General features: G+C 66.9%; 2 protein-coding genes. One reads left to right on the top strand and one right to left on the bottom strand.

What is annotated here, in order from left to right:
• Positions 1 to 82: 82 nt before the first annotated feature.
• A complete protein-coding gene (locus tag IBL26_RS01890) occupies positions 83 to 11,590 on the bottom strand; it encodes a carbohydrate-binding protein (RefSeq protein WP_187782743.1) in 11,508 nt (3,835 codons plus the stop codon).
• Positions 11,591 to 12,385: 795 nt separating this feature from the next.
• Between IBL26_RS01890 and IBL26_RS26050 the strand changes: the two genes are divergently transcribed.
• Positions 12,386 to 14,227 carry an AsmA family protein gene (locus IBL26_RS26050; RefSeq protein ID WP_187782744.1) on the top strand — a complete coding sequence of 614 codons (1,842 nt, stop codon included), beginning with the start codon at positions 12,386 to 12,388 and terminating at the stop codon, positions 14,225 to 14,227.
• Positions 14,228 to 14,275 lie beyond the last annotated feature (48 nt).

The raw sequence follows: 14,275 nt of genomic DNA on the forward strand, positions 1-14,275 counted from the left end.
GTGGAAGCACCGGCTGAACCTGGTCTTTCAGGGAGGCGTCACCGGGACGAGGTCCCGATGACGCCAGTTCCGAGCCTCGCCTTCAGCTCAGCGGGTTCGCGTCGGGGTCGCGCAGGGCGGCCTCGTCGAGCACCAGGATGTCCATGGGCACGTCCGCGACCTCGGCCATCTGGTAGGCCGCTGCCGGCTCCGTCGCGTCGGGGGGCGTGATGTCCTGCGGCTCCTGCTGCAAGCCGGCCGCGGAGAACAGGAACATCGCGTCGTCCTCGGCCACCGAAGCCGCCATCAGGGCGGGCTGCGGCGCGGAGAGGCTGAAGGACTTCAGATCCATCGAGCCACCAGAGAAAGCCAAGCGCACCGTCTGCACGCCGGCTTCCAGGTCGACCTGGGTGGCCCCCGTCTGCTGGAACGTCGTCCAGCCACCGGAGAAGCCGACAGGAACCGGCGTTGCGGCTTCGTAGACCGCACCGGCCTTCTCGAAGGTCGCCGTGATGGCGCGGCCGGTGGTCTGCTCGCCCAGCGCGGTGAGGAAGGACAGGTTGTAGGTCCCGCTCTGAGCGACGTTGATGGTGTATTCCACCCACTCGCCATTCGCGATCCAGCCGATGGCCGAGTTGTTGCCGACGATGTCGACACCCTCGTTCCGGCCGGCCGTGCCGCCTTCATCCACGTTGGGCGTGGTGTCGTTATAGGCGACGCCCTGACCACCAAGGTCGAACAGCGCGGCGTTGACCACCACTCCGGCTGTGCCCACCGCGATGGGCGTACCGCCGAACGGCGTCTGCACCGGCCCGGTCGGCACGTAGTCGAAGGTGAAGGAGCGGAGGTCGAGCAGGTAGGCGGAGCCCGCCTGCGGCGTGCCGCTGAAGGCCAGCCGGATCGTCTGCAGGCCAGCAGCGAGCGACAGTTCCACCGGAGCCGTCGCCTGGAACGGGGCGTTGCTGAAGCTGGTGCCACCATCCTGCAGCGCCACGGTCGCCAGCGTCGCCCCGCCAGCCAGCGAGACCGCGACGGTCGCGTTGCTGAGCGGCGTCTTCGCCATCAGGCTGAGCTTGTAGGTGCCGCTCTGCGCGACGTTGATGGTGTACTCGATCCACTCGCCCGGCAGCACGTGGCCGATGTCGTTCTGCGTGCCGACGGTCTCGACCGCGTCGTTCGGACGGAACGTGGTCCCGCCGTCCTTGCCGGGGTTGTCGTTATAGGCAACGCCCTGGCCGCCCGTATCGTAGTTGGAGGCATCGACGGTGAGCGTACCGGCCGTGAAGCTGGGCGCGATGCCGCCGTAGGGTGCCTGCTGGCCGGGGGACGGCGTGGTGTCGAAGAAGTTTACCGTGCCGTCGTTGTCGGTATCCGTCTGCAGGGCATCGATGACGCCGTCATTATTGGCATCCTGAACGCCAGAGGGGTCGTAGGCCTTGACGTTCTTAATGACGAACATGTGGTCGTTGTAGTCGTAGTTGCCGGCGCCCGGGTAATCCTGGATGCCGATATAGGTGCCCTCGATCACCGCGCCGTTGGCATCCAGAGCCTTGAAGAAACGGATCAGGTGGCCCTGGTTGTCGCCGACGAGCTGCCCGAAATTCGGATCAATCTTGTTGATCTCGGGGTCGCTCCACGACGCGTAGGTCGGCCGGCCATCGACCGAGATGTACAGGCCGAACGGCCCGTTCTGGTTGATAGTGGCGCGGGCAACATTGGCTCCGGCCCCGGCGCCGGCGACCAGCTGGTCGGGCAGCACGGTCTGCCCCTGCTGGTCGTCATTGGCGAAGAGCGGCGTGACCTGGGATGAGGTCAGGCCATGGAAGCCAAGCCGGGCGACGTTGCCCTGGTTCAGGAAGGCGGCGATCTGGATCACCTCGATCGCCTTGCCGGTGTCGAGGCGCTGCAGGTAGGGCAGCAGGACCTCGTCACCGATGGTCTCGACGACGCCACCACCGGCCAGCTCACCCTGGGCGACGTCGGTGGAGTAGCCGAAAGCCTCGACGATCTGCGCGACGCTGGGCTCCGAGTTGTTCTCGGAGAACTCCTGCGCCAGGCCGGCCAGGGCGATGACCTTGGTGCCCTGGGCGAAGTCGTCCGACCGGATGGTCAGCGTGGACTTGTAGAGATCCGCACCGGCCGTCGTGCCGGCATGGATGCCGACGAAGCGCACGGTGATGGTCGCGCTGGCACCGGCGGCGATGGAGGCGGGCGGGGTGCCGACGATCTGGAAGGCCGGGTCGCCCACCGTGATGCTGGCAATGTTCAGCGCGACGAAGCCATCGTTCTTCAGCGTGAAGGTGGCCTCGTTGCGGAAGGCCTGCGACGCGTTCACCGGGTTGTCGATATTGGTGAAGACGAGGCGCTGGTCAGCGGCCGCATCGTCCAGGCCCTGGACGGTGAGCAGCTGGCCGAAGCCGACCGGCGTGATCCCTTCGATCAGGATCATGTTGTCGTTATAATCGTAGTTGATGCCGGTGTAGTCCATCACCGCCAGGAAGACGTTCGGGATGGCGTTCCCGGCCTGGTCCACCGCCTGGAACACGCGATGCGTGTAGCCGCGCTGGATCCCTTCCGTGCCGGCCGGCGGGGTGCCGCCGCCATTCGGGTTGAGGCGCGGGTCGGTCGAGAGCCCGGCGATGGACATGCCGAAGATCTCGTTGCCGACCCAGGCATCCGGGATCGTGCTGTTGGTGATGTTGGCCGTCGCGAAGTTGCCGTTGCCCAGCAGTGGCAGGATGCTCTGGTTCTGGTTGCCGCCGTGGTTCCAGAGCTGGACCTGCTGGCCCTTGTTGCCCGGGTTGTGGATGCCGAAGGTGGCGCCGCCATCGCCATGGAAGGCGGCGATATGCGTGACCTTCACCGCGCTGTAGCCATCCGCGATGCGCCAGTAGGGCGACATCACCTCGGTGGAGTCCAGCGGCCGGTACAGGTCGAAATCATCGAGGATGGAGCTCTCGCCACCACCGCGGGTGCTGAGGCCCTCGATGACATTGCCAAAGCCGAAGATCTTCCAGACCTCGTTGATGTTGGGCTCCTGGCCGCCCTCGTCCCGCGCCTGCCAGAAGCCGGCGAGGTCAATGGTCGAGATCGGGGTATCCGCATCGTTGGTGATCAGGCGCAGGGAGCCCTGGAACACCGTCGAGGTCGCATCGACATTGGTGGTCGGCGGCGTGTAGGCCGCACGGTTGAACTGCACCACCACGTCAATCGACTGCCCCGGTGCCAGCACGAGGCCCTGGAAGACCGACGGGTTGGCCAGCACGAACGGACCGTCGAGGTCTGCCGCCAGGAAGGACAGCGGCTCGGTGCCCGTGTTGGAGATGCGGACCGTACCGCTCTCCTTGAAGTCGCGCGCCACGGCGGCCGGGTTCACCGCGTCCGGATCTTCCAGATAGCTGAAGTGCAGGCGGTTGTCGAAGAAGCCCGGGTCCATGCTCTGGATGGCGATGTCCGCATTCGCGTTGCTGGGCATCGGCCGCAGGTCGAGATAATCCAGCGAGCTGGCACCAGGGGCGTTGGAGACGACGCGCAGCTGGTACTGCTCGCCGGCTTCCAGCTGCAGGTAGGTCGAGCTCTCGCCGATCGTGCCCGCGCCGGGGAAGGCGAGGGATTCGACGATCACGCCGTTCAGGTACAGCGTCAGCCCCTGGCCGTTCGGCGCACCGGCATTCGCGGCCAGGTCGATGACGTAGGCGCCATCCTGGTTGACGGTGAAGTAGAACTCGACGGCCTGGCTGTTGAGGACGCGCGTGGACTGGTCTGCCGTCTGCTCCAGCTCCATCCGCGTATCGCCGCTGACCTCGACATAGTCCGGCACGAACGGCCCGGATGCCGCGGTGTTGGTGATGCGCAGCTGGTCGATATTCGGGCCGACCGCGTTGGGCGCGGTAATGGTGATGGTGTTGGCGCCGGCCAGCAGGTTCACCAGCGTGGTCTGGAACTGCCACTGGTCCTCAGCTGCGTTGCTGAAGCCCTGGAAGTTGACGGTGCCGAGGCTGACGCCATTGACCGTCAGCGCCAGCGGCCGATCCGTCTTGGTCGCGGCCAAGGCGTAGCGGAAGGCGATCTCGAAGGCGCCGGCCTGGGCCGCGTTGACGGTCCAGGTGATGGACTGGTTGCCGGTGCCGTCGAAGTCGACATAGCCGCTGCCCTCCTGGTTGCGGTCATCCGTCGCGATGACGGCGCCGACCAGGGTGGCTGCCTCGGCCTCGTAGTAGGTGTAGGTCGGGTTGGGCTGCGACGCCTGCGGGGCCATGACCTCGATCTGGTCGATATTCGGACCCGTGGCCGTGGTGGCGCGCAAGGTGACGGTGTTCAGGCCGGAGACGAGGTTGGCTGGGATCTCGATGACCTGCCAGGTGCTCCAGGCCGCGTCGCCGGTCACGCCCGCGGGCGGGCTGAAGCCGAAGATGCCGATACTGGCGCCGTTGACCAGCACGTCCAGCGGACGGTCCGCCGTACCACCGTTGCCGTAGCGGATCTTGATGGCACCAAGGCCTGCCTGGCCGGTCGGCACCTGGAAGCTGAAGGTGACCGTGTCGTTGGCCACGGCGCCGAAATCGGCATAGCCGCCGCCGACGCCGTCATTGTTGTTGGTATTGCCGTCCAGGCCGAAGGCGCCGGGACGCAGGCCGTTGACGAGGCCGGTGGTGCCGGTCTCCGGGTTGGCTTCAGTGCGGATCCTGATCTCCGCCGAGGCGCCGGTGGAGACGGTGACGGAGGTGCCGTCAGCCGGGGTGTTGTCCTCGGCCTGGATGGTCACCAGGGAGACGAGGCCGACCGGGTTCTGGCCCGGGGTAAAGGTCGCGGTGGTCGTGGCACGGTTCTGCGCGTCGTCCGTCACCTCGAGCAACACGGTGACGTTGCCGCTCAGGCTGCTGGCGTCCAGGGTGAAGCGCTTCTGGGCGTCCAGGGTGATGGTCTGCGGCGCGCCGCCGTTCAGGCTGACACGCAGGGCCGTGATGTCATCATCCAGGCCGGTGACGGCGAAGATGACGTTTTCGGGGTCCGCGGCAGTGACCAGAGTGATCTTCAGGTCGCCGCCCTGGTCGGCCGTGGTGTCCTGCGTCACGCCGCCGGGGGCGGGGGTCAGCAGGATCAGCTGGCTGGCGCCGGTGCCGCGGTTCAGCGTCATCAGGTAGAGCTGGCCGGTCACCGGGTTCTCGATGATGTCCAGCGGATCGATGTAGTCGTCGATGATGGAGCCGTCGGGCCGGCGCAGCACGTCGTCGCCGATGACCTTGCCCTGTGCGTCCACCAGCAGTGCCCGGACGTTATCGCCCGAGGAGAACTGCGCGAACAGGATGGCACCCTTCAGGTTGGTGCCGAAGGCGGTGCCCTTGTACTCGATCGCGCCGTTGGGGGACTGGTTGTAGCCCAGGCTGTAGATCAGGTTGTTGTCGTAATCGGCATCCGGCAGCACGCCGGGGTCGTAGCCATCGCTGTTGGGGTTGCCGTCCTTGCGGTCGGTCACCTCGTTCGGATCGACGCCCGCGGTCGGGTTGCCGCCATTGAGGACGTACTGGTCACGTAGCACGTTGGGGTGGCCGTAATACTGGCCTTCCTCGACCGTGAAGAAGTAGTCGAGCTGCTTGGGCGAGTTGGTGATGACCTGGCTGCCAGCCTGGGTCGGATCATCGGGCGTCCGGCCGCCGGAGGCGGTGCCGTTGGTCGGCGCATACAGGTGGCCGTTCGAGTGCCAGACCAGGTCATAGGCGTTGCGCACGCCCGTGGCGAAGATCTTCAGCACCGCGTCGGCAGCGAACGGGTTGTAGAAGCCCGGATAGGTACCGTCATTGTTGAAGTTGCCGGCGGGGTTGACCGTCGTCGGTGCGCCGACCGGCTCGGTCCGCACGTTGTAGCCGCCCGTCGGCGCATCCCGCGACGGGTCGATCTCCAGCACCGCTGCGTTGAGCAGCCGCTCGGGGCGGTTGCCCCAGGCGCCGTCGGGGGCGCCAGCGGCGGAGTTGGAGCCCTGGGAAACGTAGAGCAGGTAGTTCGGCTCACCCGCATCGCCCGCATCCGGGTTGGCGCGGAATTCCAGGCTGTTGGTCAGGTGATCGCCGCCCGAACGGGGCAGGCCGTCGATATAGGTTTCCGCCGTGACGCCCTGGAAGGAGCCATTGGTGCCCAGCGTGATCTTGCTGATGCGGCCGGAGAACTCGGGCGTATCGAAGGCCTTGTTCTCGCGCGGGATGGCGTAGTTGTCGGAGATCCAGATGGTGTTGGCATCTTCGGGATCGAATACGAAGCCGACGATCCCGCGGCGCTCCCCGCCCGGCAGCGCCAGGTAGCTGAGCGACAGGGTCTCCTGCGACGCCTTGTTGATCGTGCCATCGGCGTTCACGGCCCAGCGATGGATCTCGCCGGTGATGGTGGCGACGTAGAGCTTGCCGTCCGGGCCGAACTCAATGGTGGTGTAGCCGCCCGCGCCATCGGCGAAGCCGTTGAGCAGGACGTCCGTGGTGAAGGCCACCTCACGCGCCGGCTCGACCGGCGGGGCCACACCCGTGGTGAAGGTGGTGGTCAGGTCCTGCATCTGGTGCAGCGGCGCGGTGCCATCGGTGATGCTACCGAGATCCAGGACATCCTCGACCTTCAGCGTGTAGCTGGTGAACTCCTTCAGCGGCTGCAGCGGGCGGATGGTCAGGGAGTCGGCACCGCCGCTGATCTGCACGTCGATGGCGACTTCGATGCCCGTCAGGGTCTCGACGAGCTTGATGTTGTCAACGTGCGAGATGTTGGGGCCGCGATGGTCCGGGGCCTGCACGTTCACGCCGACGACGAGGCTGGAGAGCGGGTTGATGCCGGTCGGCAGGCTGCCGTCGCTACCAATCTCGATGGTCACCTGGTCGTTCAGGTAGGCGGCCACCGGGGCGGCGAAGAACGAGTAGTCCAGGTCGGCGGTGCGGCCGTCACCCGGGGTCAGGTCCGGCACGCGCTCGATCTCGAGATACTGGATCTCGGTGTTGGTCCCGCCGATCGAGTCGATGGTCAGACGGCCATCCGTCACCTGCACGATGCGGGTGACCAGGGTGGAGCGGAAGCCGCCGCCAGCCTGCGAGCCGTCCACCGGATTGGCGGGCGTCCAGGCGGAGCCGGCCTGCTGGCCTTCCAGGCGGACGAGGTAGCTGCTGTCGAACGCACCGGCGGTGTCGCCGATCGACATCTTCACCTGGTAGGTGCCGTTGGCCAGCGCCATTTCCCAGGCCCGCGCACCGGCCGCGCCGGCGCCCGGATACTCGAAGTGGGCATACGTCTTCTGCAGATCGGAGGCACCGCCCACCGTGCCCTTGTACCAATGCGCGTTGGCGGGCTGCGCGGCGGCGATGGTGCCATTGGCGGTGCCGTCGGCCACGCTGGCTTCCGTCACCCAGCCATAGCTGAAGCCGTTGCCGCGGTCTCCGAAGGCAGCGCCCATATCGGCCACGAAGCCGGCTGGGGTGACATAGCCGGCGGGCAGGCCATTGCTGGCCTGGCCCGGTGCCGGCTGGAAGTTCACCTTGATGACCGGTTCGAACACCATCTGGTCACGTGGGTCGACCGGGACGGTGTCATCACGCGTGATGGTCACGTTGTCGATGTTCGGCCCGTTAGCGACGGTGTTGGCGATGGCGATGGTGTTGGCACCAGCGCCCAGCTGCACCTCGACGGTGGCCGTGGCCCAGTTGTCCCAGCCATTCACGGTGGTACCCGGGAAATTGACCGTGGTGGTCTGGCCGCCGATCGTCAGCGTCATCGGCCGGTTGGCCTGGTCGCTGCCGCCATTCGAGTAGCGGAAGGTGAAGGTGTAGAGCCCTGCTTCCGGGGCGTTGACGACGAAGGACGCGGCATCGCCGATCTGGCCGCCCATGTCCATGTAGCCCTGGCCGGTGAAGCCGTCCCACAGACCATCGCCATTCATATCGCGTATCAGCGGAAGGTTCGGCTCAGTGTTGGCAGGCGTACGCGGCTGGGTGATCTGGGCGCCGGTCCCGGTGGTGTCGATCGGCGTGAAAGTCTCGCCTTCGATGACAACCTGGAAGGGGGTCGGCGTGTTATCATCCTGGTGGGTGAACGTCAGCTGATCAACGTTAGGACCGCTGGTGGCGCCTGCGGGAATTGCGAGGGAGAGCGTGTTGGCACCGGCGTTCAGGGTGACTTCGACGGTCTTGGTGACCCAGGACTCCCAGCCGTTGGCATTCGCGCCGGTGCCGACGACGGGCCCCGGCACGAAGTCGACGGATGTAGCGGTGCCGCCGTTGAGGGAGAGCTCCAGCGGGCGGTTGGCAGCACCGCCATTGGCGTAGCGGATGGAGACAAGGTAGGTGCCAGCAACCGGCGCAGTGACGTTGAAGGTGATGGCATCACCAGCATTGGCGCCGAAATCCATATAGCCGCCGCCCGTGGCGCCGGCGCGGTAGTTGCCAGTGGCATCCGGGTGGGCTGCATCGACGACGCGAGTAAAGCTGGCATCGGTGGGGACACCGGTATCCTGCACCGTGACGAGAGTGGTGTTCTCGGCCTGGATGGTGAATGGCGCGACGGGGCCGGTCGGCTGCGCGATGGTGAAGGACGCGGCGCTGGAGGCCACGTTGCCGGCGGCGTCGGTGACGTAGACGGTCGCGGTCTTATTTCCCGGCGTTAGGGCAGAGCCGTCGAAGACGAAGTCGCCATCGGCGTCGGGACGAGTGGTGATGTCCTGGCGCGTCACGCCGCCATCGAAACTGATCTCGATCTTAACGACGTCGGCGTCGACACCGGCGATGTTGAAGTTGATGGACGCCGCGGCAGCGCCGGAGAGCGGTGCGTCGGGGCCATCCAGGAACAGATTGCCATCCTGGTCGGCCGACGTGTCCGTCGGGATCGGGCCGGAATTGGCGGCGGTGATCTCGATGCGGTCCAGATTCGGCCCGGTGTTCTGGCCGGGCGGGATGGCGAAGGTCAGGGTGTTGTTACCGGCGGTCAGGGTGACCGGAAGAGTCACGAAGCCCCAGACGTTGAAGCCTTGCTGCTCCGCAGGCCCGGTGCTGGGGCCGGTGTTCGGGAATGTGGTGCTGCCCGAGCTGGCGCCGTTGACGCCGACGACAAGCGAGCGCGTGGCAGTGCCGCTGGGGGGCTGCGACGCGTAGCGGATGTTGAGGTCGTATGTGCCGGCCTGAGCGACGAAGACCGTGTAGGTGACCGTATCGCCAGCATCGTTGCCGAAATCGAGATAGCCGGTGCCGCTGAAGCCAGGACGCAGGCCGTTGGGCAGGGACGCGTTGTTCTCAGGGTTCTGCGGATCGCGCACCATGGTGCTGGACGCATCGGCGGCAGCCACCAGTGTGATCGCGCCGGCCTCCGCCTGCAGGACGATCGGGGTGAAGGGCACCGGATCGGCGGGCGCGACGACGATGGCGAAGGTGTCGGAGACGGAGGCATTGGCGGTGTCGGTCGCGGTGACGACGACCTGGTAGGTACCGGGCTGCGCCGGGGTGCCGGTGAAGGTGCCGGTGGCCGGGTTGAAGGTCACGCCCTGCGGCAGGCCGGAGACGGCGAGGGTCAGCGCATCGCCGTCGGCGTCGGTGAAGGTGCCGGCGGGCAGGGTGAGGGAGAAGGCGTCACCGGCCTTGGCGGCTTGGTCCTCGATGGCATCGGCGACGATGGGCGCCTGGTTCACCGGGCCGGGCGTAGCGGCTTTGAACTCGATGTAGTCGATGCGCGCCAGTTCCTTGGCGTTCGAAGTGGCACGCAGCTCGACAACCGAGTTGGGGCCGACGACGACGTCGGAGAAGGTCGCGAAGCGGAGGTTGGCGATTTCCTTGCCATTGCCGGGGGTGGCGTTGTTGAAGCTCCAGTCCCCGACCTTGACTCCATCGATCCACAGCGAGGCGGCGATGACGCCGTCATTCTCATCGATGAAGGCGATAGAGACGTCGAAGGTGCCGTTGGCGACACCGGCGGCGGCGAGGCTGGTGGAGGCAGCGCCACTGACATTGGTGTTCAGGCGGATGACCTGGCCGTCGGACGTGCCAGCAATGGCCTCACGCAGGAAGGCGCCGCGCTGGGTGAAGTCCTCCGCCTCGATGCGGATGGTCTGGCCCGGGGCGACATCAGCCGGTGCGACGACGATGGCGAAGGTGTCGGAGACGGAGGCGTTGGCGGTGTCGGTCGCGGTGACGACGACCTGGTAGGTGCCGGGCTGCGCCGGGGTGCCGGTGAAGGTGCCGGTGGCCGGGTTGAAGGTCACGCCCTGCGGCAGGCCGGAGACGGCGAGGGTCAGCGCATCGCCGTCGGCGTCGGTGAAGGTGCCGGCGGGCAGGGTGAGGGAGAAGGCGTCACCGGCCTTGGCGGCCTGGTCCTCGATGGCATCGGCGACGATGGGTGCCTGGTTCACCGGGCCTGGCGCGGCCGGGGTGAACTCGATGTAGTCGATGCGGGCCAGTTCCTTGGCGTTCGAAGTGGCGCGCAGCTCGACAACCGAGTTGGGGCCGACGACGACGTCGGAGAAGGTCGCGAAGCGGAGGTTGGCGATTTCCTTGCCATTGCCGGGGGTGGCGTTGTTGAAGCTCCAGTCCCCGACCTTGACGCCATCGATCCACAGCGAGGCGGCGATGACGCCGTCATTCTCATCGATGAAGGCGATGGAGACGTCGAAGGTGCCGTTGGCGACACCGGCGGCGGCGAGGCTGGTGGAAGCAGCGCCGCTGACATTGGTGTTCAAGCGGATGACCTGGCCGTCAGACGTGCCGGCAATGGCCTCACGCAGGAAGGCGCCGCGCTGGGTGAAGTCCTCTGCCTCGATGCGGATCGGGACGGCGGGGACGGAAGGCTGGGCGATGGTGATGGCAGCGGCGCTGGAGGCGACATGGCCGGCGGCGTCGGTGACATAGACGGTCGCGGTGGCATTGCCGGGAGGCAGGGCGGAGCCGTCGAAGACGAAGTCGCCATCGGCTTCGACGCGCGTGGTGATGTCCTGGCGCGTCACGCCGCCGTCGAAGCTGATTTCGATCTTCACGATGTCGGCGTCGACACCGGCGATGTTGAAGTTGATGGCCGCCGCGGCTGCGGCGGAAAGCGGAGCGTCGGGGCCGTCGAGGAGCAGGTTGCCGTCCTGGTCGGCCGAGGTGTCGGGCGGGATCGGGCCACTGCCGAGCGTGGTGATCTCAAGCCGGTCGATGTTGGGGCCGGTGGTCTGGCCGGGCGGGATGGCGAAGGTGAGGGTGTTGTTGCCGGCGGCGAGGGTGACCGGGAGCGTCAGGAAGCCCCAGACATTGAAGCCCTGTTGCTCGACCGGGCCAGTGCCGGGGCCGGTGTTGGGGAAGGTGGTGCTGCCGGTGCTGGCGCCGTTGACGCCGACGACGAGCGAGCGGGTGGCGTTGCCGGCGGGCTGCGAGGCGTAGCGGATGTTGAGATCGTAAGTGCCGGCCGCGGCGACGGAGACCGTGTAGCTGACCGTATCACCGGCGTCGTTGCCGAAATCGAGGTAGCCGGTGCCGCTAAAGCCGGGGCGGAGGCCGTTGGGGAGCGTCGCGTTGCTCTCCGGGTTCTGCGGATCGCGCACCATGGTGCTGGATGCGTCGGCAGCGGCCACCAGCGTGATCGTGCCGGCTTCAGCCTGCACCACTATGGGAAGAATATCGGCCATTGTTGGATCTTTCTTGGAGGACGTGGTTGCGCACGTGCCGTGCGCGCCGGCCAGCAGCGCTGGTTCCGCAACGCGGGCCGGCCTTGATTCCGGGGCGGGTCAACTCGGGACGGAGCGGCTCAGTGGGGGGCTTCTGCGGGCCGCTGATAGGGGCGGGTGGGCCGCTGCGAGAGGCGGGGGATCTCGGGAGGGATCAGGTGGGGATAGCCGATCCGGGCCACGCTGGAAGCGGGCCGGGGGAGCCAGGCGAGAGCTGCCGGGGCAACTCCAGAAGACCTGCGGGACAACGACATCTCCTCGTCTACGCATCGGATCACCAGCCCGTCGGGGCGCGGTGTAACGAGGGAATTGCAGTAATCATGCCAGCGCATAAATTCTTGTTTAAGAAAGGAAAATTTCCAGAACATTGCTATATAGATATTAATGTGTAATGGTTTCCGACAGGTCCGGCATCGGATCTGATAGCTGCCAATGACCATCGCTGGGCGGCCGGACGGTGGGAAGGTATGCCGGCCAAGCCTGCGCTGCGTGCCCGCTCCGATCTGACGGCTAGCGCGCGCCTTCGGCCGGCCCTTCGAAGCAAAGGCAAAGATGTGCCGAGCTTTGTGCCAGTCATGGCGAGCCGATAACTGGGCTTGATCGCCTGGCTGTATGACCTGCTGCCTGAGGGGCCGATGATGGTTCGGCACTGGGCCAATACCTGGCGCACCGGCCGGAAGGCGTTAGCAGTTGCGCATATCCAGGACGCGGCTTTCGCCCTATTCGTCAATCGGCTTACGGGCTGGGGAGTAGGACGTGGTTCGATGGATCGGCGCCGCCATACTGCTCCTCGTCTTGCTGGCAGGGAGCGCCTGGATCGCCGCTGGCCGCTTCGACTTCGCCGGCCTCGCCGCCGCACGCCTGGGCGCCGCCCTGGAGCGGCCGGTCAGCGTGGGCTCCCTCCGCCTGACGCCGGGGCGGTGGATCTCGGTATCCTTGAAGGACGTCCGGGTCGATAACCTGCCTGCCCTCGCCGGGGAGCCCGTGGTGCAACTGGCGCGCCTGGACGCCGAGGTCGATGTCTTCTCGTTGATCCGCGGGCCCGTTGTCATCCGGCGCGCGACGGTGGAGGGCGCGAAGGTCTTCCTCGCCCGTACGCCGGAAGGGCGCGGAAATTGGCAGTTCGGATCGGCTCCCCCCGCCAATGCGCAGGCCGGGGACGCCAGGGCCAGCTTCCCCGGCCTCTACGACCTGCGCTTCGCCGGTAGCGAGCTGGTCTACCGGACAACCAGCGGGACCGACCTGCATATCAGGCTGGAGGATGCACTGTTGCGCACCGAGGGCGACGACCAGCCTTTGGTGCTGACCGCGACCGGTGCCTACAACAATGTCCCGATCCGGTTGCAGGCGGACCTCGCGCCGCTGGCGGCGCTGCGCGAAGCCGGCAAGCCCTATGAGGCCCGCATCGCGGTGGCATCCGGCGAGACCCAACTGACCTTCCAGGGCGTGCTAACCGACCCGCTGAATGTCGATGGAGCCAAGGGCAATCTGGACTTGAACGCCCCGACGTCGGCCGCCCTGCTGGCCATCGCGGGCGTGTCCAGCAACCTCGACATCACGCTGCAATTGAAGGGGCCGTTCGAGCGTAGCGGCGATCTCTGGCGGATGACCGATGCCAGCGGGTGGCTCGACGACGCCACCTTCACGGCACCGCTGCTTCAGTTGCGCGAAGGGGCGCGCGGACAGCCGGATGCGGTCAAGGCCGAGGTGGCGTTCGGGCGGCTCGATCTCAACGCGCTGCTGGGCGAGGGGCGGCGTGGCAGCCGTTCGAACGCCGACCTCTCCCTCGCGGTCGACCGTGCACCGGACACGCTGGTCGAGGCCAAGCTCACGGCCGAGCGACTGTTCTATGCCGGGGTGGAGGCGGATAACGTCACGCTGGAAGCGTCACTCGATAGCGGGCTGATCGCGGTCAAGGCGTTTAGCCTCACCTATACGGGCTCGCGGATCGACGCGGATGGGCAGATCGCCGCCATTGGCGAAGGCAACCGGGGCCGCATCACCGCCAAGGTGCTGGTCAGCGGCATGGAGGCACAGAGCCTGCGGCGCCTGTTGGGCATCGGCAATCTGCCGTTGCAGGGGCGTTTGAACGCCCAGTTCGCCGTCATCGCCGAAGGCGCCACGCTGAATGCGGCCAGCCGCGAGGCACGCGCCTCCGCCGTGGTCGATATGCGCGGCGGCAGCATCTCCCGCCGCCTGATCGAAATCGCCTCCACGGACGTGCGCGGCCTGTTCCGCTCCGCCGATGGGATGACCGGCATCTCCTGCCTGGTCGCGGTGCTGGACGTGCGCGCGGGCGCGGGCACCATCTCGCCGCTGCGGATACGGACGCAAAGCGGCACCATCGCCGGCAGCGGCAGCTTCAACGTGTTCCGGCGGCAGGTCGACCTGACGGTCTCCAGCGAGGCTTCGACGACCAGTTCCTTCGCCCTGGATGTGCCGGTGCGCCTCAGCGGTTCCATGAGCAGCCCGACGATCAGGCCAGCCCGCTGGTCCGCTGCCGGGCGGGCGGAGTTGGCAGCGAACGACAACGTCAACCGTCTGCTGCCGGAGCTGCGGCCTTTCGCGCGGCGGAACCCGTGCCTGTCCTCGCGATAGAGCCTGGATCAGGCGGTCAAACAGAGACGGACAGCATGGTGCGCGAAC

Source organism: Teichococcus aerophilus (genome assembly GCF_014490485.1).
In the GTDB taxonomy this organism is placed as follows: Bacteria; Pseudomonadota; Alphaproteobacteria; order Acetobacterales; family Acetobacteraceae; genus Pseudoroseomonas; species Pseudoroseomonas aerophila.

Excerpts from the sequence above, each read along its gene's own strand:
- IBL26_RS01890 (WP_187782743.1), bottom strand. The coding sequence starts at position 11,590 with ATGGCCGATATTCTTCCCATAGTGGTGCAGGCTGAAGCCGGCACGATC.